Source organism: Chitinophaga sp. RAB17, assembly GCF_052114225.1.
Lineage (GTDB): Bacteria > Bacteroidota > Bacteroidia > Chitinophagales > Chitinophagaceae > Chitinophaga.
Window position 1 is genome coordinate 334,556 of the sequence record NZ_JBFREI010000007.1, and the last position, 25,806, is coordinate 360,361.

Sequence of the window (25,806 nt, forward strand, 5' to 3'; positions counted from 1 at the left end):
AATCTATTGCAGTGGATCGAACTCTCCACCCCAGTTACTATTTTGTTTGAATAATGGATTCCTGTCCAGAATGGATTTTGGAATACCGTAAATGTAGTATTGATCCTTGATAGCTATGTTAACCGCGTCTGTTGGAATAACAGTAGAAGTAAATTTGTTCCACACCGTATTTATATCCGACATAGGGCTTACATCCGATTGTCCGGGTTTCAGCAACACCGCGATTCCATGACGTTGGGTAAGACTTCGCAGGTAATCAAACATTTTCCAGCGGCGCAGATCATTCATACGTTTGCCTTCAAAACAAAACTCAACAAAACGTTCTTTTTGATACGCCTTGCGCACATCAGGCTGCAGCACAGCTGTAATACCATAGTTGCCGGCAATACCTGGCAACACGCCTGCGCGGGCCCTGATTTGTTTTAATATATCCAGTGCTACTGCAGTGTTGCCTGTTTCATTGGCGCATTCACCATAATTCATTAATACTTCAGCATAACGGATTTCAACCCAATCAACGCCTGCATTGTAAACAGTACCTTTATCAATCGTTTTATCAATTGCTTTTATGCGGTAGAAACTTGAGTTAGACCACAAAGGGTCCAGTGTTATTGGGTTATGCACTCCTTCAAGGCCTGTGTTACCATTATAATTTGTTATGCTGGTAAAATAGGTCCACAGATAGGTTTTACCATCACGCATCCCTTTTAAATATTGGTTGGGAGATCCGTTATAATAAATATTGGCATAAAACCGGTCATCCCTGTTAAAAAACAACGTATCGTAGTTTCTTGGTTGTGATTCCCAGCTGGAGCCATCTTTCATAGGAAAAGTATTTACCAGTTCCAATGAAGGCCGGTCATAACCTACATCATCTTTAGACCAATCCAATGGAATTAAGCCTCCCTGGAAATAGGTTGCCTGTGGATAGTTGAACCGGCGAACCATCACCACTTCTTTGTTTAACTCATCATCCCATATTTTACTGTATGGACTATACAACCCTTTACCACGGGCATCTAAAAATTCTTTAGCCGCTTTATTGGCGTCGTATGCTTTTTGCCAGGTAGCTACTCCTCCCAAACCATTAAACAAAGGGCTGGCATAAAACAATAGTACTCTTCCTTTAAAAGCCATGGCAACGCCTTTATCTACTCTGCCCATATCATCATCTGTAAAAGCATTGGGCAGTAATGCAGTCGCATCGTCTATATCTTTTAAAATCTGTGTTACACACTCCGATGTTTTATTGCGGGGCCTTTGCAGGGTTGTTAAATCTGTACTGGGCATCTGTGCTTCCAATATGAGGGGGACGCCGCCATAGTTACTGACCAGGTTATGATATGCCCAGGCTCTCCAGAATAATGCCTGTCCCTTAATTTTGTCTTTGTCTGCCTGGCCGAAACTGGCTTTGTCGATATTGGACAACAAAATATTAATGGTTCGTATACTATTATATGTTCCAAAGTTATTTTGTGAGTCAAAGGTGGCTGTACCTCTGAACCAGTCATTTGTTTGTTTCTGGTAAGGAACGCCTTCATCAGTGTTGTTTCCAGTCCCAGACCTATTGCCTGGCATCAGATCTGCATAGATCTGATTTAAATAGGCCGTAGCCATATTTACATCCGACCATACCTGATCCGGACCAACAGCAGAAAGATTTGTTTTATCAAGTACCTTACTGCAACCCATCAATAAAAAAGGAACGAAAAAGATGAGTACTGCTATATTTAACTTATTCTTCATTTTTCTTAGTTTTTAATTTAAACACGCTTTTCTACAACTTTATATCAATTCCTGCGGTAAAAGTTCTCATGGTTGGGTAGCTCATAAATTGGGATACTTCAGGATCGTACAACTTAAATTTGGTGATGTTAAACAGGTTGGATCCTGCCAGAAAAATCCTGGTATCTTTAATCGCTAATTTATTTAATACTATATCCGGGAGTTTATAATTGATGTTCAGGTATTTCATTCGTAAAAAACCGCCATTATACACGTTGAAGGTAGAAGTCCAGGTATAACCTGCTGAATGGGGATCTCCCCATGGATACATTTTAGGCGTAGTGCCATTGGGATTTTCCGTGCTCCAGGAATCAGCATGGTATTGAGGAACTTTTCCTCCTCCGCCAAAATTCCTGCCCCAGGCATCATTGTAACTTATCTTATATCCTGTAAGGCCGGAAAATAGTGCTTCTACTGTAAAGCCTTTATACGATAAAGAAATATTCAAGCCATAGGCGATGGGGGCATTATCTGCTCCAAAATAGTTGCCCAGCACCATTTGATCGTAACTATCTACTTTATTATCGGGCTTTCCGTCCGGACCACTGAGATCCGCTAATAACATATCGCCTAAAGCAGGTGCAACTCCATTGATGGTATAACCAGCCGGTAATTTATTCAAATCGTCCTGTGTGCGTATTACACCTAAGGCCTGGTAACCGCGTCCATATGCCAACGTTTTTCCGATCGGGTTTGCATAGTCCTGTGTGTTTGCTGCAACGTCTTTCTTTATCGCCTTATTGGTAGCATAAGTGAATACACCTTTTACATTATAGCTGAAATTTTTGCCGATGTTATTATTATAGCCCAGCTCTATTTCAATACCATTGGAACTAACTTTTCCGTAGTTTTCTGGTGGTAAGGATGCGCCAAATTCATTCGGAATAGCGAGGATGCGGCTACCTAATATATCATAGGATTTTCGTTTCCAATAATCGAAGCTGAATCGCACGTTTTTAAAAAGTGTTGCGTCCACACCTATTCCTGCAGAATTTGATTTTTCCCAGGTTAGATTGCTGTTAGGTAAACCACCATAGGCGAGGCGTGGCGCAGGAGTACCTGAAGCTCCCATATAATAGGTACCGCCCTGGATAATATATTGCTCCATCCATCTCCATCTGCTGTTGGGATCATCTTTATCCAGAATATCATTACCGGTGGTAGCATAGGATGCTCTCAGCTTTAAGAAATCCACCACCTGGCCAAGTTTGGATGATTGGAAGAAACCTTCTCTTGAAATTACCCAACCTCCTGATACTGATGGAAACCAACCCCAGCGCTTATCCGGCGCAAAGTTGGTAGAGCCGTCTCTCCGGACAGATGCACTAAAAAGGTATTTGGCATCGTAATCATAATTAATCCTTCCGATGTAAGACAACCTGCCTATCTGACCTTCGTTGCCATTTGTTGACCAGTCAGCATTGTTTGCGCTGGTATATAAAAACTGGTCTGTCGCAATGAGGGGGAAATTATATCGATACAGGCTGAAATAATTGGTGTATCCCTCATATTGCTCATAAACAGCCAGCGCGCCAATGGTATGTTTTCCAAATGTCCGGTCGTAATTAATCTGTGCGTTTAACTGATAAGTATTGGATTTATTATATTCATTGCCCAAATACTGAGTACCTGGATCACCACTTAAAGTAGTGCCCACTAATGTATCGGTGTAAATCAAACCATTGGGACCTGTTTTCTTAAAATTATACAGCTGCTGTTTTTTAGCAAAAGTTTTTATATAGCTGTTATCAAAATTTTTGCTGTAGGTACCCTTTATGCTCAGTCCTTCTACAAAGGGTATTTTGTATTCAGCAGTCACCAACGCATCTATTTGTTGGTTGCTGTTACGCCAATAGCCCCCGTTTTTCATCATTTCTATTGGATTGCCCAGCCAACCGGGGTTATTAGGTTTGCCATCTATGTAAGGGCTTGCAAATACATCCCAGTACAGTAATTTACCCCAAAGGTTATTCAGGTCATCGGAACCATAATCATAGGTGAAGTTGAAACGGCTACGGGTACCATAACTTGTACCCATGTTTAAACCAAGAGTAAGGTTTTTTACCAGATTGGCCTGTACGTTTCCACGCAGATTGTACTTCTTATATGACACCTGTGGCAGAAAGCCATCTTCTTTAATATAAGAACCTCCTATGTAACCTCTCAGCTTTTCACTACCTCCGGAAACGCTTAGCGCATAACGCTGGCTGGACGGATTGGTATAAGCAGCTTTGTAGTAGTTGTCGCCGTTAGGATTATTCTTCAGCACCCAGTTAATTTCCTCATCGCTTAAACCTCCATTAACTGCTTTGCTTAAATTCAATCCATCTTTAACGGGCATGTATTCGGGTAGCTTACCTACGCGTTGTGTGTTGTAGGTAGCATTGAAATTTATAACTGCCGCACCACTCTTGCCTGTTTTTGTTGTTACCAGAATGGCACCATTAGAAGAGCGGGAGCCGTAAATGGCCGCAGAGGAAGCATCTTTCAATATTGTAATATCTGCTACTTCATTAGGATCTAACGCATCGAAACTGGTTTTGTCCCTCACTATTCCATCAATAACATATAATGGTTCAACAGCGCTATTACTAAATGAAGAGCGGGACCGGACTTTAACATTTGATCCAATACCGGGCGTACCTGTAGGTGAGCTGATAAACGTACCGGATAAGCGTCCTGCCAATACATTTGATAAATTGGTAGCAGGAATAAGCTGTATATCTTTTGCATTCATAGAGGAAACAGCAGAAGTCATTTTAGCCCGCTTTTGTGTACCATAACCCACTACTACCACATCTGTTAATTCAGTGGTAGTTTGGCGCAACGCAATATTAATTGGCGATGCCCCGGCCATGGCAAAAGCCGTGTGAAACCCGGTCATTGTGATTTTCAGCCGGCTACCGGAAGGGGCGTTTAACTCAAAACGGCCTTCGGGACCAGTGATGGTGCCGTTTTTTAAATTCCCTTCCTGGCTGACGGTTGCACCAGGGAGCGGCGCACCTGTGGAATCGGTGACTACACCTTTTACGTTCATCTTGTTTTGGGAATAAATGCGCGTGCATTGTAGCATGATGCACAATAACGCTATCGCCCATAGTAACGATTTGGTTTGGCTCATAAAAAAAATTGAATAGGTGGTAAATTTTTAGAATCCTAATTCACTGTGTGACTGATATACTGTTTGGTTGATAATATTTCAATGCTATCCTAAGTATCAAATTTTGTGGAATGTTATTTCATTGTTCAATTGATATACTCCCTTGTTGATAATGTCTCTATACTATCTTAAGTAATAAATTTTGTGGAATGCTAATTCACTGTTCGATTGATGTACTGCATTGTTGACGATGTCTCTATACTATCTCAAGTAATAAATTTCGTGCAATGCTAATTCACTGTTTGACTGGTTGATGATGTCTTAATTCTGTCTTAAAGGTCAAATTATCTAGCTCTTTACACAAAGCTTAATTTGACTATTACAGATGCTATTTTTGCAGGAGATAATTCACATGTGTAAATACAAATCGCGTACTGTCTTAACTACGTCTGCTTTATAATATTTCGCCGGGAACGGCGAAATCTATTTTATAATTCCACGTGAGTTCATCAGTGTCAGTTATGTCCCTTAATATAATCTAACACTGTGAATTCAGCGAGGACGGATGTAGTAAAATCTGCGTGCGAAGGAAATTCGCAGAATATGGATTAAAATCGTTTCGTTGTCACAATTACTTTCCAGACATAAGAACAGCTGGGATTTGTAAATCCTTTTTTTAAATTTACATGAATCATGCAGGGACATCAGTATCCCCTATGATCAATATTCCTGGTATTTATTTCCTTTAATATATTCTCTGTTGAGGTAAATAGATGTATTGCATTCTCCGACTGCCAAACGAATGATAATTCTACCTGATGAAGTTCCACTGTTCCGATATTTCAACAATATAAAATTTGGTAATTATTCGCCTATTAACTACTTCTAATTTGATCAATTGCAATGTTTTTTTTGCATACCGGATATGATAGCTCATATAATTGGCCTTATCATATGGCTTGTGCGCCGGAAGGGAGTAGTATTTGTGTTTGTACCGTATTGGCCTCCACTTTTATCTTTGTGCGTATGTTGACGCCACTGCAAGTGCTTTCCTGGTCATTGTGAAAACTATCAGGATATCATTTCCTGCTATGTGATATGTCGGCTGAGCGCAAAATATGCAAAAAGGAAATCAACCTGCAACTGTTATATTAACAAATACCTGCGTTTTTTTGCCCAACAAATCTTTCATGGGCGTTAGGCCACTGGGGTTGAATTAATAAAAAAGGCCTCCCGGGAACGGGAGGCCGTGAGATTTGCCTTGTTATCACCTATTCGAATTAGAGGAGGGGGTCAAAAGTGCCTCCCCACATCATATTTTGTTGCAACTTCGGATTCCTGGACAGAAAGCTGAAAGGCAATCCGTATATATACATTTTCTCGGGGACAGCAAGGTTTGACTTATCAGTAGTGATCACTGTATAATCAAACCTGTTGTATACCTTATTGATATCATCCATAGGGACAGGATCTGTTTGACCTGGCTTGAGCGTAATGGCGAGGCTGTGGCGTTGTGTTCCTCTTAACAGGTCAAATTTTTTCCAGCGGCGCAGGTCGTCCCAGCGTTTGCCTTCGAAGGCAAACTCCACGAAGCGCTCGTCCTGGTATGCTTTCCTGATGTCTTCCTGAGTTGTGGCAGTGATGCCATAGTTGCCGGCTCCGGCTGAAACGCCGGCCCGCTGACGGATATCATACAATACCTGCAGTGCCTCGCCGATCTTACCCAGTTCGTTGGCAGCTTCACCATAATTCATCAATACCTCTGCATAGCGGATCTCGGGCCAATCGACATCTGACTGTTCAACTACAGATGCATCCCTGTCCACACCTTTTAACTTCAGGAAGAATCCGTTCAATTCTCCCATACCCTGTCCAATCCAATTCCCATCTGTAACCAGGGCGTTTAAAGTACCCGTAACACCCCCTGCTGATGTAAAAGAGGGATTAGTAAGATATGTCCAATAGTATTCTTTCTTCTCTACCATTTTGGGTGTAAACTGAACCGGTGCGCCGTTGTAGTAGATGGAAGCATAGAAGCGGTCATCTCTGTTTTTAAACAGCGTAGGATAATTGGAAGCTGCCGGCACAAAACGGCTGCCATCTTTCATAGGGAATGCGTTCACTAATTCAAGTGAAGGCATATCATTATCCCAGTCGTCTGCCGAGTAGCGCAACGGTGCATTTCCTGGCATGGCATAGTAGGCATCAGGGTAGGTAAAGCGCCGGAACATCACCTGTTCTTTATTCAGCTCTACATTCCAGATATCTCCGTAAACGGGATACAATCCTTTTCCCATGCCGGCGAGGAAATTTTTAGCCGCCAGGGTGGCTTCATAAGTTTTCTGCCAGGAGGCTACTCCGCCCAGACCGCGAAATAACGGGCTTGCGAAGAAAAGCAACACCCTTCCTTTAAATGCCATGGCAGCTCCTTTATCGATACGTCCAAGGTCGGCGCCCTTCCAGGCATCTGGCAGCAGTGCCACTGCGTCATCAAGATCTTTTAATATCTGCGTTACACATTCTGATGTTTTGTTGCGGGGTAGTTGTATCTGTGACACATCACTTACCGCATCCTGTGTTTTTAAAATGAGCGGCACGCCACCTACATCTTTCACTAGTTTGTAGTAGGCCCAGGCGCGCCAGAACAGGGCCTGTCCTTTGATACGGTTCTTCCCGGCCTGTTCAAAAGTGGCCTTGTCGATATTATCAAGTATGTTATTACAGGTACGGATATCCCCATAGGTGTTTACTGCCCAGTTGAGCTTTACGCCCGCTGCAGCGTTGTCATAGTTCTCCAGCCAGTCATAGGTAGCAGTACCCAGCAGTACCTTGTCGGAATAACGGTGCGGAGAAATGGCTTCATCGGTGCCATTACCATTGCCGAAATTCACAAATTGCCAGTTTTTTACCCAACTATCCCAGAACCAATTGTTGTATACCCGCGAACATCCGCCGGGATTAGCCATTCCGTAGGGCCAGCAGGGCATGAGGTCATAGTACACGGTGTCCAGATAGGCGGTAGCTGCCCGCTCCGACTCCCATACCTGCTTGTTGGTGAGGGCATTCAACGGATCCCGCTCCAGTATTTTGCGACAACCAATGAAAGAGATAAGTATAAAGGCCGCCGGTATTATATATTTCAGAAAACTTTTTTTCATGGAATCACTTTTTAAAATTAGAACTGAACATTGAAGCCTAATGAAACATTGGTCATGATAGGATAGCTGCCAAAGGAATACACTTCAGGATCGTAGAGTTTGAATTTTCTCAGGCAAAAGAGATTGGTGGCGCCGGCAAATACCTGCGCGGAACTCAGCCCTGCTTTTTTAAGCAATGTTTGTGAGAAGTCGTACGACAGGTTCAGGTTTTTCAATCGCAGGAAATCGCCATTGAACGTATTCAGTGCTGATACCACAGAATAATCCTGACGCTGGTTGCCGTTAGCATTGTACAGTTTAGGGAATTTTCCGTTGGGATTGGATTCGGAGTACGCATCTCCGTAATAGGCAGGATAGGGAATATTGCCACCGTTACGTCCCCATGGATCGTTATAAATAACTTTGTATCCGGCAAGACCACTCAGCAACATGCTCAGTCTGAAATTTTTGTATGCCATGCTGATGCTCAGCCCATAGGAGATAGGAGCATTGTTCGACTGATTGTTGCTGCCCGGGACTACCGCATTGGAATATTGCGCCAGCACTACTTTGTCGTAGCTGTCGATCAGGCCATCCGGCTTGCCATTAGGCCCGTTTACATCAGTAAAGTTCATCATGCCCTTTTCCGGTTTCACCCCGAAGATGGTATATCCTGCCGGCAGCGCTGTTACATCTGCATCAGTGCGCAGGATTCCGGCGGCCTGGTATCCCGCCTGGTAGTTAAGTGGTTTGCCTACCGGATCATCTGCTGGTGTAGCGCCCAGCGCCTTGTCTTTTATCAGCACATGGGTAGTAGCCAGTCCAAAGTTGGCTTTTATATCAAATGTAAAATCCTTTCCTATTTTGCCATATATATATCCCAGCTCTATATCCATTCCTTTTGCATTCATCCTGCCATAGTTCTCGATCGGATAACTTGAACCAAATTCCACCGGCGTTTCCAGTATACGCTGACCAAGGATATTGAAGGTTTTTTTTGTCCACACATCGGCTACAAAACTCCAGTGCTGTCTGAAGTTCAGATCAACCCCCGCATTGTAGGACTTGGCACCCTCCCAGGTATAATTCGTTTGTGCGATACCGTTATATGCCAGTATCGATTTTGATGATGTCGGATCGCCCAGATAAAATGGTGAGGCAGAGGCATTGTATAGCTCCTTGAAAAGCCATGCCGGGATGTTATCATTACCGGTGGCTCCGTATGAAAGGCGGAGTTTCAACATATCAATACCGCTTTTCTTCAGTCCCGCGAGGAAAGACTCTTCCGACATCACCCATCCCAGGGAGGCCGCCGGAAAGTATCCCCATCGTTTGTCTTTCGCAAACTTGGATGAACCATCTGCACGTACAGATGCTGATACAAGGTATTTATGCTGATAATCATAGTTCACCCTGCCAACATAAGATACACGCGCATCCAGGTAGGTTTCATATCCGTCTGCTTTGGTGTCGCCGGAAGCACGGCTGGCAAACGGGAATTGGTCCCTGGTATAAACCGGAAAATTGTATTTATAGATGCTGGAATAATTATAGTAACCGTCCGACTGTTCATACACACCTACAATGTTCAGGTGATGATTTCCGAAGTTCCTGTCATAGGTGGCAATTGCATTCACCTGATAGGAATTGGTCCGGCCATTTTCATTTCCGATAAAAGGCTGAGCAGGAGAGGTCGCGGTCTTCGTACCGATAATTTCGTTGGTATATATTTGTTGAATACCACTTTTCGGATCAAGTTTGAATTGATATAACAAAGGCTGGATGGCGTATGCTTTGGAGAAATCGTTTCCGTTATATAAGTCTGCCACACCCTTTAAGGTAAGGCCTTTGATGAATGGCACCTTATATTCCAGGTTGATGATACCATCTATGTATTGTTTGTTGATATGCATATAGCCACCGTTCTTCATCATCTCGATGGGATTGGTGACCCAGGTAGGTGCCATGGGCTTGCCATCTATGTATGCGAAAGTGGTGGGGGGCATGATATACTTCAGCTTCTCATAAAATCCTGACAGGTCATCATCTTTTCCTTCAATGGCAAAGAATCTGCTGCGCGCTCCCTTGTTGTAGCTCAGGTTCAATCCCAGGCTCAGGTCTTTTGTAATGGCCACCTGTACGTTGCTGCGCAAACTATATTTCTGATAGGCCAGTTGCGGCAGAAATCCTTTCTCATCATAAAAGGTACCACCAATAAAATAGGTGACACGATCCGTACCTCCGGAAACGTTCAGTGAATGCCGCTGGGTAAAAGGCCGCTGGTATGCCTCGTCATAATGAAGGTTGCCATCCGGGTTGTTCTTGTGTATCCAGTCGCGGTCGTATTGATTGAAGCGGAAATCCGCGGCGCCTGTGTGTGTGGAGTTGTACATATCCATGCTCTCGTCCATGCTGAGATATTTCACATCGATCTCCGGTTTGCTGTAAACGCCGAATATGGAATTGAATTGTACTGTTGCCTTGCCCGCCTTGCCGGTTTTGGTAGTTACCAGCAACACGCCGTCTGATGAGCGGGAACCATAGATCGCTGCTGACGCGGCATCTTTCAGGATGGTAATATTCTGCACCTGGTTAGGGTCAAGGGCATCAAAGGCTGCCTGGTCACGGGCAACACCATCAATCACGATCAGTGGTCCGGAGCTGTTCCAGGAGGATGAGGAACGGATACGGACAATAGATGACTTGCCCGGTACGCCGCTGCCTGATTGCACAAATGTTCCGGAAGCTCTTCCCGCCAGCACATTGGAAAGATTGGAGGCCGGAATGCTCATCATATCTTTGGTATCTATACTGCTGATGGCAGAAGTAAGGCTGGCCTTTTTCTGTGTACCATAGCCTACTACCACTACTTCTTCTACTTTAGCCTCCGATGGCTTTAATACGATGGTCAGGAAATCCGATTTGGAAACCTGCATGCGTATCTGCTGATACCCCAGATAAGATATCAGCAGTGTAGCCCCGCCGGTTGGAAGCTTCAATCTGAAGTTGCCGCTGGCGTCAGCTGCGGCACCTTCTTTAGTGCCCACTCTTGATACAGATGCGCCCGGAAGCGGGGTGCCTCCGGCATCAACAATCCTTCCCGAGACGACAAATCCCGGGGTATCTATAGCAGGTGCCGGTACCTTTGGGGGCACCACTTCCGATTTATCGGTGATGACAATAATGCCGTCTACATCGTTGTATGTAAAACGGTCTTTTCGAAGACAAAGATCCAACACCTTTTGGATCGGCTGAGCTCTGACGTCGAGTGTAATTTTTCCTATCCTGGAAAGTACCCCTTCGCTGACCACCAGGCTCTTCCCTGTTTGCTTTTGTATCTCCCGGAATACTTCCCGGGCCGGTACATCCTTTACAGTTAAGGTGATACTCTGTCCGTTGGTGCTGGCAACGGACTGCAGGCATGCAAAGAGCATTAAGAATGCTGTCGCTTTCATGATCCTCAAAACTTTTAGAATGAGCTTCCCGCCCTCTTGGTTTGATAAAATGGAAATCGGAATTAATTGCATAGTTTTGCAATGTTTTGGGTTTGTGAATCTGTTTCTCGACGGTATTTAAAAGCCCGGATCCTGCCAGGAGTGTTAAGGCCACTCCTGGCTTCTTTTTGGGCAATAGTTTGTTGCTGGAGCTATCTTATAATCAGTTTTCTTCCCGTGGTGGCGTTTACTTTTTCTTCAATGCTGAAATGTACATTTGTGGCTTGTAATACTTTCAAAACCGTGGATAAACTACTGCTGCGTTTTACAATCGCAAAAAACTTTTCTTCAGGCATTTTCCCTTCGAAAACAATATCTACATTATACCATCTCGAAAACTGGCGGAGTACTGTAGCAAGCGAAGCGCTTTCGAAGTGAAAATATCCTTCTTTCCAGGCCATTATCTCTTCTGTGTTGACATGTGTATTTATAGTTAACTGACCATCGGGCGCCAGCACTGATTGCTGTCCAGGCGACAATCGTACTTCCTGGCTGCCTTTTTTTACATTCACTGCGCCTTCTAATAACGTGGTGGTAATAAATGGTTCATCCGTATAGGCGTTGACGTTAAAATGTGTTCCCAGCACTTCTACGGTAGTGCCATTGGCAACAACGCTGAAAGGAATGCTCCGTTTCCGCCGGGGATCATTTGCATGCGCTACTTCAAAATAAACTTCTCCTGTCACTTCCACTTTACGTACATCACCTGTAAATGCAGAAGGAAACCGGATGCTGCTGGCAGCGTTCAACCACACCCTGGAGCCATCTGCCAGCACCAGGGAGATCTGCTGCCCCTTTGGTGTGCTCATGGTATTATATACCACCGGCAGCACCTCTCCACTAACGGGTACATAACTGACTACATCTCCTGATTTGCGGATCAGCGCATTGCCTTGCTCAGCCAACTCTCCGTCCCCGGTGGCATTCAATACAATCTCTTTTCCATTATCCAGCGTAAGCACCGCACCTGTACGGCCGGGCGGCACATCAGCCATCGCTAACTGTTTGGCAGGGGCGTGGTGAATACGCTGCTGTATAAAAAAAAACGAGGTTGTCAATATCAGTATCGTACACACAGCTGCCGCCGGCATCAGCCACCGGCGCCTGCCGGTAATCGGTTTCTTTATCGGATTACCCATCCGGAGAAATGCTACCAGCGCCTTTTCCGGGGAATCTGAAGGATTAGCCAATGGCGGAGCATTCGTTACATATTCCTGCAGGATCGCCATCAGAACCGGCTTATATTGCTCCTGGAGTACTATATCCATCAACTCCCGTTCTTCTTCCTCATCGGCCTCCTTACGTATGTAGCGGTAGAACAGGTGTGTTAATCTTTCCTCTGTCATTTTAATTAAACCAATAGTCTGATAATAAAGAGTACCCCAGGTAGGGTGGTGGGTTAGTGGAGAAAAAAATATTTTCTGCGGAAAAGCAGCAGTCAACAGATCAAAAATACTTTGAAGCTTGCCTTGCAATAAGCACGGATAGATTTTAATGCTTTCGCGAGATGCGCTTTTACGGTTTCAGGATGGATATGCATTACATGGGCAGACTGTTCTCTTGACAAGCCCTCTATTTTTACCAGCTGATATACCTGTTTCTGCTGAGGAGACAATCGATTAACGGCTTTGTGAAGTAGTTGCTGGTATTCTGAAACAAGTATGGATTCCATGGCATCATTGTGATGCAACTCCTCCGGACGAAAGGTGGCAGCCTTCTTTTTTTCTATCGCTGTTTTCTTAAGCGCCTTATACGACTTGTTGCGCGCGATGATAAACAGGTATGATTCAAAACAATCCAGTTGCAGAAGATGCTCCCGCCTTTTCCATATAATAATGAAAACATCCTGTAGTAATTCCTCTGCGCTTACCTGTGAACGGGTAAGTGCCAATAAAACGGAGTAAACTTTAGCCTTGTGGTGATTAAACAGTTGTAGGAAAGCCAATTCATTGCCCGAGGCAACCATTGACAATAGTGCTTGTTCATTATAGTCCTTAGTCGATCCCATTACGACTCTTCTAAAATTGACGTCATAGATATTTCCTGCTAACTAAATGTAGTGCAATTGGCAGGAGGAAAAATTCCATTATTCCGGCAAATATTGACGCTATTTTTGCCGTAGACGAGGTTTCGATACGAGGGACAGTCTGTGGATATTTTCCGGAGAGATGGGTACTACATAGTATCGTACAACGCCATATATTGTTCCACCATTTTTTCTGCACTGAATTTTTCCCTGGCGTGTAAATAACAGTCCCGCCGGTTGATCAGGCTTAGATCTTCCACTGCGGCCGCTGCTTCGTGTATATTGTTTACCAGGAAGCCAGTTTTGCGGTCTGTAATCAGCTCGGGCATAGATCCTTTATTAAAGGCAATTACAGGTGTACCGCAAAGCATCGCCTCCGCCACGCTCAGGCCAAAGGGCTCATTAAAACTGATGGGATGCAGTAATGCCTGTGCACTACCCAACAGCTCACTGCGTTTTTTGCCGCCTACGGCGCCTATATACCGGATCTGGTTTTCGTCAATAAAGGGTTTCACTTTTTCATTGTAGTATCCTTCATCCTGAATAATACCTGCTATGACGAGTTTACGGCCGGTGTGGAGGGCTATCTGCACCGCTTCATGGGTACCCTTGTCCGGATGGATACGGCCATAATACAGCAGGTAATTATCGGGACTGGGCTCAAAGGCAAAATCAGCGGTGCGGATGCCATTATATATGGTGGCCGCGTAATGCAGCGTTGGATGGCGATCCGAGTTACTGATAGATACATATCTGACAATATCATTGAAGCGCTGGTATACCGGTAATATTTTGGGAGAAGAAAAGCCATGGATCGTTGTTACCATGGGCGTTTTAACCAATCTTGAATAGGTGAGGGGCAGGAAATCGAAATGATTGTGAATGATATCGAAGTCCCGGGCCTGTTCCATCAGGTAACTGATATGCATACACTCATTTACTTTGGCATCAGCATGTGGATCCTCTGCGTAGCCTTTGGCACAGATAGCCGATAGTTTGCCTGATGTAATAGCGTCAGCTGTCGCAAAAAGGGTCACATCTGCTCCTTTTGCCACTAATCCTTCTGCCAGGTTGCTGGCCATTTGTTCCCAGGGACCGTAATGCCTGGGAGGAGTACGCCATGCTATTGGTGCCAGTATCGCTATCTTCATATTGAGTCTTTTTGAATGAAAGAGGTGGCCATACGGCCATCCATCCCGTTACCATTGTCAAAACAAGCGCCAAAGAAAACCTTCCGGCCGTATTGGATACCGGCCAACCAATAATCTGATCAACCAATTAACTATTTACCTAACTTCGTACATTCAAAAATTTCGATGTATTGGCACTGCATCCTTTTTTTAATTGGTAATTTGTAATTCGCAACTTAATATGCTGGAGTATATTCCTTATGGGAAAACTGGTTATTTTAACCAGCTGGTAACAGATTTTTTAGCAGAGCATCCGCAGATAAGACCATTTTATACCTATTCTCCTGTACATCCGGACTTTGCAGCGGCTATTCAGGCCAGGCAAAACTTTGATACACCGAGAACCGCACTGGTGGCCGCGCTGGAAGCACAATATGCAGCACTCGAATCGGTAAAAGCAGTAAAGGATAATATTGCTGCTCTCCTGCAACCTACCACCTTTACGGTGTGTACCGCACACCAGCCCAACATCTTCACCGGCTATCTTTATTTCGCTTATAAAATTCTGCAAACAATAAAGCTTTGCACCACACTGAAACAGGAATTTCCGCAGCATAACTTTGTGCCGGTATACTATATGGGCAGTGAGGATGCGGACCTGGAAGAACTGGGCAGCATTTACCTGGATGGTAAAACACTGACCTGGAACACCCCTCAGCAGGGCGCTGTAGGCCGTATGCAGCCGGAAGGACTGGAGGTGATGCTGGCTGAAATTAAAAAAGGACTGGGCTACGCCCCACATGCAGAGGAGCTGATGGCGCTCCTGCAAAAAGCCTACCTGGAACATAAGAATATCCAGGAAGCGACCCTCTACCTGGTAGATGCACTGTTTGGCCGCTTTGGCCTGGTGGTGCTGGTTCCGGACAGCCCTGCGTTAAAACGTTTATACCTTCCCGTTATAAAGGACGAATTGTTTCATCAGGCTTCTCATGCCATCGTAAATGATACATTGGAAAAGTTGACCACGCACTATAAAATGCAGGCCAATCCCAGGGAAATAAATCTTTTTTATTTACAGGACGGTATGCGGGAGCGTATCGTACAGGAAGGCGATCAGTGGAAAGTATTACACACCTCGTTGACTTTCACCGCCGCCTCCCTGGAAGCCGAGCTGGAAGCGCATCCGGAAAGATTCAGTCCGAATGTGATTTTACGTGGTATGTTCCAGGAAACCATTCTACCTAACATCGCTTTTATTGGTGGTGGTGGTGAAATCGCCTACTGGCTGGAGTTACAGCAACTGTTTGCACACTATAAAGTTCCTTTCCCCATATTATTGTTGCGCAATTCCCTGCTGCTGACGGATGAAGTGTCCCGCCAGAGAATGCACAAACTGGGTATCACTACTGCAGAACTTTTTAAGACCACCGAAGATATTGTCAACGACTATGTGAAACAGCATACCAATGCTTCCCTGGTGTTGAAAGATGAATATGCTGCCATAGAGCATTTATTTGATGCACTGGAAGAGAAAGCCCGCAGCATTGATATTACCCTGGTAGCCACCACGGGGTCTGAACGAAAGAAAGCATTGAAGTCTATTGGTAAGCTGGAACACAAATTCCTCCGCGCTGAAAAGAAAAAATTTGCCTGGCAAACAGATCAGATCAGGCAAATCAAAAATAAACTGTTTCCCGCAGGTTCTTTACAGGAGCGTAAGGAAAACCTGCTGCCCTGGTATGCTGCAGAAGGCCCGGCCTTTTTCGATCGGGTGCTGGCCGCCATTACACCGGTAACAGATCAGTTTACAGTACTGGATGTGCCCAATGAATAGGATGCAGCTGTAATCATGTGTCATATACGAACGCCCATCGTACAATACCGAACAGGTTTAATAAATTTTTAATATATATTATTCTGATGAGTAATATGGCATGGCCATGGCATCTCCTTTGTCCCAACGGAGGAGCAACATACTACTATGCTTATAAACTACTTTAAGATTGCCTGGCGCAATCTCGTAAAAGACCGCAGATTTGCCCTCCTTAATTTAATTGGATTATCCACCGGCCTGGCTTGTGCGCTGTTGATTTACATATGGGTAAATGATGAGTTGAGTATGGACCGGTTCCATAAAAGGGACGCAACGCTTTACCAGGTAATGGAAAACCGCATCCAGGCGAGCGGTATCTGGACCGCGCGCACCTCATCTGTACCCACAGCAGACGCGTTGGCCAAAGATATGCCGGAGGTGGAATATGCGACCCTGACTATGCCTTCCAGGGAAGTAACGCTCTCCGTTAATAATGAAAAAAACATCAAAACAAAAGGGAAATATGCCGGTAAGGATTTCTTTAACATGTTTTCCTACGACCTGATCGCAGGAAACGCGAACCAGGTACTGGTAGATAAAAATACGATTGTATTGTCCGATGTGATGGCAGCGAAATTATTTGGTAGCACCGAAAACGTCATTGGTAAAAGAGTAGAGCTGCAGCATGAGCAGCAGTACGTTGTTGCCGGCATTTTCAAAGCGCCCGGCCAGCATTCCTCTGACCAGTTTGATTTTGTGTTACCGGCGCTCGCCATGGCTGAGATAGGACAAAATATCGACAACTGGGGCAATACAGGCAATTATACTTTCATCACCCTGAAACCCGGTACTGATCCCGCAAAGTTCAATATCAAAATTGCGGACTTCATTAAGCGCAATACAAATAATGATATTACTTACCGTACCCCCTTCATCCAGCAATACTCCTCCGTTTACCTGCATGGTCGCTACGAAAACGGCATACAGATGGGCGGTAGAATTGATTATGTACGACTGTTCTCTCTCATTGCCATTTTTATACTGGTGATCGCCTGTATCAACTTCATGAATCTCTCTACAGCAAAAGCATCCGGAAGAGCAAAAGAAGTAGGGATTAAAAAAGCAATGGGAGCCGGTCGTGGAGCGCTGGTACTGCAATTTCTCGGAGAATCAATGCTGATGGCCTTCACCTCATTGTTCCTGGCAGTGGTGCTGGTATACATTTCCCTTTCTGCCTTCAATGGTATCACAGGAAAACAGTTGTCGCTCTCTCATCTTGATACCACATTAATATACGCTGTACTTGGTATCACCCTGTTAACCGGCCTGTTGGCCGGTAGCTATCCGGCCCTTTATCTTTCTGCCTTCAAACCCGCCATGGTGTTGAAAGGGAAGCTCAAAGGCTCTGCCGGCGAGCTGGTAATCAGAAAAGGACTGGTGGTATTTCAATTCACGCTTTCTATTGTATTGATTATAGCAGTGCTGGTGGTTTACAGACAGATCAGCTTCATACAAACAAAGGACCTCGGCTACGACAAAAATCATGTGATTACTTTCTCCAAAGAAGGTAAACTAAAAGAGGAGCAGCTGCAGCAAACTTTCCTGGCCGAAGCAAGGAACATACCTGGCGTATTAAACGCCTCCAGTATAGGACACAGCCTGACAGGCCATAGCAGCGGCACTTCAGGCGTTAAATGGCAGGGAAAGGATTTGAAGGATAAAACTGAATTCGAGACAGTAACGGTAGATTTTGACATGCTGAAAACGCTGGACATAAAAATAAAAGAAGGCAGGGATTTTTCCCGCAGCTATGGCTCAGATACAACTATGATCATCTTCAACGAAGCTGCCATCAAATTCATGGGCATGAAAGATCCCATTGGAAAGAATGTGGAGTTATGGGGGACTAATATGCAGATTGGCGGCGTAGTGAAAGACTTCCACTTCCAATCATTGCATGAAAAAGTAAAACCACTTTTTTTTATACTGTCTCCTTCAGAAACTTACCGGTTCATGGTGAAAGTGCAGACAGGGAAAGAAAAAACAGCTATTGCGCAATTGAAGCAGTTATATCAGCAGTTTAATCCTGGTTTTTCCTTCGATTATAAATTTCTTGACGAAAACTACCAGTCCATATACACTGCAGAAAACCAGGTATCGCTTTTGTCCAGGTACTTTGCTGGTCTCGCTATCCTGATATCCTGTCTGGGCTTATTCGGACTCGCCGCTTTCACTGCCCAGCGCAGGAATAAAGAAATTGGTATCCGGAAAGTATTGGGTGCCACAGTAGGTACCATCGTGGTGATGTTATCAAAGGAATTCCTGAAACTGGTGGTAATAGCCATGCTCATCGCCTTTCCATTAGCGGGGTGGATGACCAGCCAGTGGTTAAAAGGTTTTGCTTACAGTATTCATCTGGGACCCGGCGTATTTATAGCAGCCGGCGTTGCGATTGTCGCCATCACATTTATGACCATCAGTTTTCAGTCTGTCAAGGCCGCCCTGGCGGATCCGGTGAAGAGCTTGAAATCCGAGTAGCAGCTATTATAAACGGGGAAGGCGTTTTGTTGACTAACAACAAAACGCCTTCCCCGTTTATATTAATTATTTATCCTTTCTGGGTCAGTGCTTTGCACATGTCTTTCACCAGCGATAATATCGCCATCAGCTGATCATGTACCTGTTTGGTTTCCAGCATTTCATCCCGCGTAGCCGTAGGTCCCTGGCCTTCATTGATTTCCTGTTGTCTTTTGTGTACGAGATCCTCCAGGTGATTATCGAGGCGTTCAAACGCATGCACCTGGGGTGATGGGTTGGCGCTGGCACTGGTAGCGGGATCCAACAGCAGCAGGAGTTGATCCATGTAATGCAGCAGGTAATCCGTTATTTCCCGGTATTCCGGCCGGGGAAACTGTACGCCGTGGTGCAGACTGTAAGCCGCCAGGGTGGCGGTATGCGAAGTAAGCGTATGATTCAGTACCACATAGTGATATACCTGTGAGCCGTTTTTCTGTTTGCTCTTTGGTTCGGAGAGCATACGCTGGAAAGCAGACATCATGTTGGCGGAAGCTACATAGGTATCTTTTCTGGCCAGCTTAAAATCAGTGACGGATACCTTTTCATTGGAATAGGCCCGCATCACCAGTTCAAAGTATTTACGGTTCGCCTCCATCATCTTCTTCATATAATCCGGCAGGAAATTATGCTCCCAGGTAGGCCACAGCAGCATATTGGCGAAGAAGGCAATGCTTCCGCCAATGAACGTATCGAGTACCCGCTGGGCAACATTATACAAGTCCGATGGATGCAGAAAATGCAACAGGAAGATGATGAATGGGGTGACAAAGAATACGCTGAGTGTATACTGGAAGCTCATGAAACTATAGGCGCCCAGGATACATAACAGCATCACTATAAAAATAACCGTGTTGTTATGGGTAACATATAATAGTCCGGCGGCAAACAAAGCACCAGTAACGGTACCGATTAAACGCTGTATGCTGCGTGACTTAGTCAGCCCGAAGCCAGGTTTAAGGATCACCACAATGGTCAGGAGTATCCAGTACACCCGGTCCAGGTGCAGCACCATACCCAGTCCATAACCCAATACAGTAGCCAGGCTCACACGAATGGCATGGCGAAAGATATGTGATTTCAACGTGAGGTTGTCCCGGAAGGTTTCAAAATCGTATTTCTGACGGGTTGTAAACTTGGAAAGTTCCAGTTTAGGATCTATCGATTCATCTTTCAGTCTTTCCAGGCGGGTAAGCCGGTGTAGGTTATAGATGCGCTGGGCCATATCCTGCAGGTTCTGCAGAATGTTGGTCAGCGGAATAGTGCGTGTTCTTTCCTTGAGGGTAGGGAATTTCATGGTAATGCTGGCGATGGCCTGCTTTACCTTTTCCATTTCAAACTTCAGGTTGGTTTTGGGGAGGGAGCGTTGCCCGGATGCTACCGCCATGCCAATATTCCGGAGTTCTTCTGTGAATTCCAGGATGAGGGCATGGAACTTTTCCAGGATGTCTTCGTCTTTGAAATCGGCCTGCAGGGCGTTATAGTCCGTTTGAGAAGCCATGATCTGTTCCTGCAGATCTACCATATCCAGGAATATCAGCACCATGCTTTTGTTGATGCTGGTAGTACCCTGTTGATCAGAACGTCTTTTCAGGAGCAGTTCCCTTACATTTTCCTGTTTTTCGTTGACGATGACCTGTTGTTCCAGCACAGCCTTGTAATTATCAGTGACATTTACGCCGGGGGTATAGAAATTGGCCCTTACTTCGAGGTAACGGGCAGTTTGAATGATACAGTCGCCCAATGCCTGCTGTACGTTGAGGTAGGGACGTATTTGCCAGAGGGTGAGAGCCAGTATAGCGTACCAGATACTGCCCAGCAGCACCATGGAAGAATGCAGCAGCGTGAGCGAAGGCGTTAACTGTGTTTCGCCCAGTATGGATACCAACACCAGCAAACAGCCCGTACCGATATTACCTCCGCGGTTGCCATATACCAGTAACATGGCAAACATAAAGCAACAGATAGCTATCCAGATCCCCATGGGGATGGTATAGGGGATGAGCAGCCCGGTGCCCAGCGCCGTAAAAAAGATCAGGATGGTGCTGATGATCAGGCCGTTCCGTTTATGGATAATGGTGCCGGGAACATCGCTGAGGGCAGTACATAATGCGCCCATAGACATCGCAATGCCAAGACCCAGTTGTCCGAACCAGGCAAATACAAGGGAAGGCACTACCACACTGATGGTAGTACGCATACCGTTGCTGAAATGATAACTGTAAAGGAAATTTTTGATGTTATTGATCCGCTGTTCTGTACGCAAACGTAAATAGGTTTTTGATGGCGCGAAGATAGCAAAAAGCGGAAAGGATAAAGCAAAAAGCCTATCGAAGCGACTGATCGGCACAGATAATTTTTCTTATTAATCTTCCGGGTATATTATCCTTACCGATCAGTCGCTTCGATAGGCTTTTTGCTTTATCCTTTTTGCTTTCTGCTTTTTTCTCACACCAAATTTAATTGTAATTGTTCTTTTTACTATATTTATAACCAGTCTATTATAGTTTTGAAGCGTGCTGCGAGCGAGAGCAAATGAGCCCTAATTGTGTATAAATAATTAGGTAATATAATTGCATCTCACTTAAATTACTTTTTGATTCGGGTAAAATTATATCTTTGACGCCTTAAAAAACCTCGGAGTACGACGTGCGCTTAAAAACACTAGAAATTAAAGGCTTTAAAAGTTTTGCAGATAAAACCGTTTTGAACTTCGACGAGGGCATCACCGGCGTGATTGGGCCAAACGGTTGTGGCAAAAGTAATATCATCGACTCCATTCGCTGGGTAATCGGCGAGCATAAGATCAGCAACCTCCGCTCTGATAACCAGGCCGGATTGGTGTTCAATGGCTCCAAAAGCCGCTCTGCAAGCGGTATGGCCGAAGTTAGCCTTACCTTTGAAAATACCAAAAACGTACTGCCCACCGAATTTACTACGGTGACGATTACACGCAAATTTTATAAAAACGGCGACAGCGAATACCGTCTCAATGACGTAGCCTGCCGCCTGAAAGATATTCACAACCTGTTCATGGATACAGGGGTGAGCACCGATTCCTATGCCATTATTGAGCTGGGAATGGTAGACGATATCATTAAGGATAAGGAAAACAGCCGTCGCAGAATGCTGGAACAAGCGGCGGGCATCTCCATATACAAAACCCGTAAAAAAGAAGCTAAATCCAAGCTGGACGCAACAGAAGGTGACCTGAACCGTATTGAGGACCTGTTGTTTGAAATCAATAACAACCTCAAAACACTGGAAAGCCAGGCCCGCAAAGCCGAACGCTTCTACGAAGTAAAGAAGGAATATCGCGAAATAAGTATAGAACTGGCGAAAGCCGCACTGGAAGGCTTTAACGTTACCTTCAAAGAACTGTCAGATACCCAGCAATCGGAAAGTGACCGTAAACTGGCGCTGGAAACAGAAATCCTGACAGCAGAAGCCGCGGTAGAACAGGATAAGCTCCACTTCGTAGCCAAAGAAAGAGAACTGCAAACCATGCAGAAATCTTTCAATGAACTCGTTTCTACCATCCGCACCAAAGAAAATGATAAAAATCTCGCCACCCAGCAACTAACCTATCTGCGTGAACGCGAAAAAAATATCAATGACTTCCTCAACAACGCGGAAGGACAACTACAGGGATTGACGACCTCCATTGAATTTACCGAGAAACAGGTAGAAGAAGAAGGAGAGGTATTTGAAACCATGGCAGACGAACTGGAAACCCTCCGCGATATGGTGGAGGAGAAGAAAGAACGTTTCCAGCAGAAAAAACAAGCCCTCGAAACATTGCGCAATGACCAGCAACGCTGGCAGCGCCAACAGTTTGAGGCAGAAAAGAAAGTAGCCGTAGCCGATACCTCTGTACAAAACCTGCAACGCAGCATGCAGCAGCTACAGGAAGAAAAGGCCAATCGCCAGCAGCAGATCGCCCAGCTGGAAACAGAAAAAGAGGCACTGCAACAAACACTTAGTGGCAGCAAAACGGAACTGGAAGCCATGGTGCAGTTCCAGGAAGAAACCAAAGGCAAAATCCTCGCTACCCAATCCGATATCGAAGGCCTGCGGGATAAACTGGTGGATGAGAACCGTACCCTCGATTCAAAAAAGAACGAGTTCGACCTCCTCAAATCCCTGGTAGACAGCCTGGAAGGTTACCCCGAGAGTATCAAATTTTTGAAGAAAAATCCCGATTGGAATAATAATGCCCCCATTCTGAGTGATATATTCTTTTGTAAGGAAGAATACCGCACCTGCGTGGAAAACCTGCTGGAACCGTATCTGAGCTACTATGTGGTCAACAATGTACACGAAGCAGTACAGGCCATACAGCTGTTGGATAACAATAAAAAAGGAAAGGCAAACTTCTTTATACTGGACCAGTTCCGCTCCGATAATGCCCCATTGCTGGCGCCCCCGGGCACCATTCCGGCACTGGACGTAGTGGAAATTGAAGAAAAGTATAAGGGTCTTGGCCAGCACCTGCTGGGCAAAGTATTTATAGGGGAAGACCTCACCCGCCTGGAATTCAGCCAACTGGCTGATGAAAGGATGTTGCTGGTGGAAAAATCCGGCCGTATGCACCGAGGTAAATACAATATCAGCGGTGGATCTGTAGGATTATTTGAAGGCAAGAAGCTGGGCCGGGCCAAAAACCTGGAAAAGCTGGAAGTAGAGATCAAAGATCTCGAAAGGGTAGTAGGTCAGCTGAAAGTAGCCCTGCAAAGCAAACACGATGAAGTATTAGGCTATAACAGCCAGCTGAATGAAAATAATATTAATGCTGCCAGGGAAAGGGTAAACCAGTTGAGCAATCAGCTGTTTGGCCTCCAGAACAGGATTGAAAACTTCCACCACCTCATTGAAGCCGGTGATAAACGCCTGGAAGAAATGCAGCAATCCCTGGAAACCAACCAGGAAAGCATTTCCGGCGTGAAAGATGAACTGGAAGGTCTCAATGACAGGGTGACCGAATTGCAGGAAAGCATCGTGGATGCCGACAGGACGGCCCAGGAATCAGAACAGCAGTTTAACATGGCCACTGTGCAGTTCAATAACCAGAACCTGCAACATACCCGCCAGCAAAGCAAAGTACAGGCACTCAAACAGGAGCTGGAGTTTAAACGCAAGCAACTGTCCGACCTGCATGTACAGATCACCAGTAATAAAACACAGTTGGAAGATGCGGTAGGCCATATTGCGGCCGCCGTAGAAAAACTGAGCCACGCAGATGATGGACTGGTAGAACTGTTCCGTCAGCGTGAAGAAGAGGAAAAAGCACTCAACGAAAAAGATCAGGAATACTATAATTTCCGTAACCACCTGCAGGAGCTGGAAAGCACGCTGAGAACAAAACAACGCGCCAGAGAACAACTGGAACAACAACTCAATACCATCAAGGATAAGGTGAATGAGCTGAAACTGCAACTGACCACCATGAAGGAAAGGCTCAGCGTAGAGTTCAAAGTGAACCTGGATGAAATCATTGATGAACAGCGCAGTTCCGAACTGCCGGTAGAAGAGTTGCAGGGAAGTGCGGAAAGACTGAAAAAGCGAATGGAGAATATGGGAGAAATTAACCCTACCGCCATTGAAGCTTATCAGGAAATGAAAAAAAGGTATGAGTTTATCCTGGAACAGAAAACTGACCTGGTAAATGCGAAAGATTCCCTGCTGGCAACTATCCAGGAGGTGGAGTCTACTGCTAACCAGAAGTTCCTGGATACTTTCAATGCAGTAAAAGAGAATTTCATCCGGGTATTTAAAGCCCTGTTTACGGAGGAAGATCAGTGTGATATGATCCTGAGTGATCCCGCTAACCTGGCCGATACCGGTATTGAAATTATCGCCAAACCGAAAGGTAAACGTCCGGCAGCCATTACACAGTTGTCCGGAGGAGAAAAAACACTCACCGCTACCGCGTTGTTGTTTGCCATTTACCTGATTAAGCCAGCACCTTTCTGTATCCTTGATGAGGTAGATGCACCACTGGATGATGCCAATGTGGGCAAGTTTACCAACATGATCAGGAAGTTTTCAGATAATTCACAATTTATTATTGTAACACACAACAAGCAAACCATGGCTGCTGTAGACGTGATCTATGGCGTAACCATGCAGGAACCGGGAGTCAGTAAGCTGGTACCGGTAGATTTCAGAAGTTTGAACTAGTCGGTTGGTTTAGTTGTTGTAAAGAGATTCGATTACTTTTATTCTTTATTCTAAAAAAATAAAAAAACGTAAACACTATGGGCGCATGGGGCACCAGGAATTTTGAAAATGATGGATCACAGGATTGGATATTTGACCTGATTGAAAACAAAGACGGTGGATTAGTTGCCGATACGTTAGCACGTATCATCAATAACATCGAAACACTGGAAGTATCGGATTGCGAAGAGGCGCTGGCAGCTGCTGAACTGGTTTCAGCGTTGGTGGGCCGCCCTAGCGAGGACTTTCCGGAAGACCCGCTTGATCAGCTGGATGTACTGAATCTCATCGGTACCCGTGCACTCAGAAATCAGGCGATTGCTGCAGTTAATAAAATTGTAGCGTCTTCTGAAATGAAGAATTACTGGGAAGATGCTGGTCAGGGTGAAGCCTGGGCTGCAGTGCAGGCGGGCCTGATTAAGCGTTTGGATTAATTTTCAACAGGTTTAGACAAACCGGGGGTAGGCGACTGTTTTACCACGGTATTGTTCGCGCGGATTTTTATGTAGATAAAATCTGTTTTCCACC

At 45.1% G+C, this 25,806-nt stretch carries 12 protein-coding genes; 4 read left to right on the forward strand and 8 right to left on the reverse strand.

Annotated elements, in window-relative coordinates; genetic code table 11:
- Positions 1-3 precede the first annotated feature (3 nt).
- The 7 genes from AB4Z08_RS23590 to AB4Z08_RS23620 form a co-directional block, all read right to left on the reverse strand.
- On the reverse strand, positions 4-1,746 hold the full coding sequence (locus AB4Z08_RS23590) for a RagB/SusD family nutrient uptake outer membrane protein (protein ID WP_441576251.1): 1,743 nt from the start codon (positions 1,744-1,746) through the stop codon (positions 4-6).
- A 31-nt stretch (positions 1,747-1,777) separates the two neighbouring features.
- A complete protein-coding gene (locus tag AB4Z08_RS23595) occupies positions 1,778-4,822 on the reverse strand; it encodes a SusC/RagA family TonB-linked outer membrane protein (protein ID WP_441576252.1) in 3,045 nt (1,014 codons plus the stop codon).
- A gap of 1,343 nt (positions 4,823-6,165) precedes the next feature.
- Positions 6,166-8,043, reverse strand: a complete 1,878-nt coding sequence (locus AB4Z08_RS23600; RefSeq protein ID WP_441576253.1) for a RagB/SusD family nutrient uptake outer membrane protein — start codon at positions 8,041-8,043, stop codon at positions 6,166-6,168.
- A 17-nt stretch (positions 8,044-8,060) separates the two neighbouring features.
- The gene (locus AB4Z08_RS23605) at positions 8,061-11,477 is read right to left on the reverse strand and encodes a SusC/RagA family TonB-linked outer membrane protein (RefSeq protein ID WP_441576254.1); all 3,417 of its coding nucleotides are present in this window, start codon (positions 11,475-11,477) and stop codon (positions 8,061-8,063) included.
- A gap of 191 nt (positions 11,478-11,668) precedes the next feature.
- On the reverse strand, positions 11,669-12,862 hold the full coding sequence (locus AB4Z08_RS23610) for a FecR family protein (protein WP_441576255.1): 1,194 nt from the start codon (positions 12,860-12,862) through the stop codon (positions 11,669-11,671).
- Positions 12,863-12,954: 92 nt separating this feature from the next.
- Positions 12,955-13,524, reverse strand: coding sequence for an RNA polymerase sigma factor (locus AB4Z08_RS23615; RefSeq protein WP_441576256.1), 570 nt, complete (start codon positions 13,522-13,524; stop codon positions 12,955-12,957).
- A 167-nt stretch (positions 13,525-13,691) separates the two neighbouring features.
- Positions 13,692-14,693, reverse strand: coding sequence for a glycosyltransferase family 4 protein (locus tag AB4Z08_RS23620; protein WP_441576257.1), 1,002 nt, complete (start codon positions 14,691-14,693; stop codon positions 13,692-13,694).
- Positions 14,694-14,913: 220 nt separating this feature from the next.
- Between AB4Z08_RS23620 and bshC the strand changes: the two genes are divergently transcribed.
- Together bshC and AB4Z08_RS23630 are read left to right on the forward strand one after the other, a co-directional pair.
- Positions 14,914-16,506: a bacillithiol biosynthesis cysteine-adding enzyme BshC gene (bshC, locus tag AB4Z08_RS23625; protein ID WP_441576258.1), complete on the forward strand. Its 1,593-nt coding sequence runs from the start codon at positions 14,914-14,916 to the stop codon at positions 16,504-16,506.
- 147 nt (positions 16,507-16,653) lie between these two features.
- Positions 16,654-19,023 (forward strand): ABC transporter permease, encoded by a 2,370-nt coding sequence (locus AB4Z08_RS23630; protein WP_441576259.1) that lies wholly within the window; start codon positions 16,654-16,656, stop codon positions 19,021-19,023.
- A gap of 70 nt (positions 19,024-19,093) precedes the next feature.
- Here AB4Z08_RS23630 and AB4Z08_RS23635 read toward each other — a convergent pair whose 3' ends face one another.
- The gene (locus tag AB4Z08_RS23635; protein ID WP_441576260.1) at positions 19,094-21,325 is read right to left on the reverse strand and encodes an FUSC family membrane protein; all 2,232 of its coding nucleotides are present in this window, start codon (positions 21,323-21,325) and stop codon (positions 19,094-19,096) included.
- 383 nt (positions 21,326-21,708) lie between these two features.
- On the opposite strand from AB4Z08_RS23635, the gene smc reads away from it, so the two are divergent.
- Both smc and AB4Z08_RS23645 read left to right on the forward strand, forming a co-directional pair.
- A complete protein-coding gene (smc, locus tag AB4Z08_RS23640) occupies positions 21,709-25,239 on the forward strand; it encodes a chromosome segregation protein SMC (protein ID WP_441576261.1) in 3,531 nt (1,176 codons plus the stop codon).
- A 77-nt stretch (positions 25,240-25,316) separates the two neighbouring features.
- A complete protein-coding gene (locus AB4Z08_RS23645) occupies positions 25,317-25,712 on the forward strand; it encodes a DUF4259 domain-containing protein (protein ID WP_441576262.1) in 396 nt (131 codons plus the stop codon).
- The last annotated feature ends 94 nt before the right edge of the window (positions 25,713-25,806 follow it).

Excerpts from the sequence above, each read along its gene's own strand:
- AB4Z08_RS23600 (WP_441576253.1), bottom strand. The coding sequence starts at position 8,043 with ATGAAAAAAAGTTTTCTGAAATATATAATACCGGCGGCCTTTATACTT.
- AB4Z08_RS23610 (WP_441576255.1), bottom strand. The coding sequence starts at position 12,862 with ATGACAGAGGAAAGATTAACACACCTGTTCTACCGCTACATACGTAAG.
- AB4Z08_RS23590 (WP_441576251.1), bottom strand. The coding sequence starts at position 1,746 with ATGAAGAATAAGTTAAATATAGCAGTACTCATCTTTTTCGTTCCTTTT.
- AB4Z08_RS23605 (WP_441576254.1), bottom strand. The coding sequence starts at position 11,477 with ATGAAAGCGACAGCATTCTTAATGCTCTTTGCATGCCTGCAGTCCGTT.
- AB4Z08_RS23620 (WP_441576257.1), bottom strand. The coding sequence starts at position 14,693 with ATGAAGATAGCGATACTGGCACCAATAGCATGGCGTACTCCTCCCAGG.
- AB4Z08_RS23615 (WP_441576256.1), bottom strand. The coding sequence starts at position 13,524 with ATGGGATCGACTAAGGACTATAATGAACAAGCACTATTGTCAATGGTT.
- AB4Z08_RS23645 (WP_441576262.1), top strand. The coding sequence starts at position 25,317 with ATGGGCGCATGGGGCACCAGGAATTTTGAAAATGATGGATCACAGGAT.
- AB4Z08_RS23630 (WP_441576259.1), top strand. The coding sequence starts at position 16,654 with ATGCTTATAAACTACTTTAAGATTGCCTGGCGCAATCTCGTAAAAGAC.
- AB4Z08_RS23595 (WP_441576252.1), bottom strand. The coding sequence starts at position 4,822 with ATGAACGTAAAAGGTGTAGTCACCGATTCCACAGGTGCGCCGCTCCCT.
- bshC (WP_441576258.1), top strand. The coding sequence starts at position 14,914 with ATGCTGGAGTATATTCCTTATGGGAAAACTGGTTATTTTAACCAGCTG.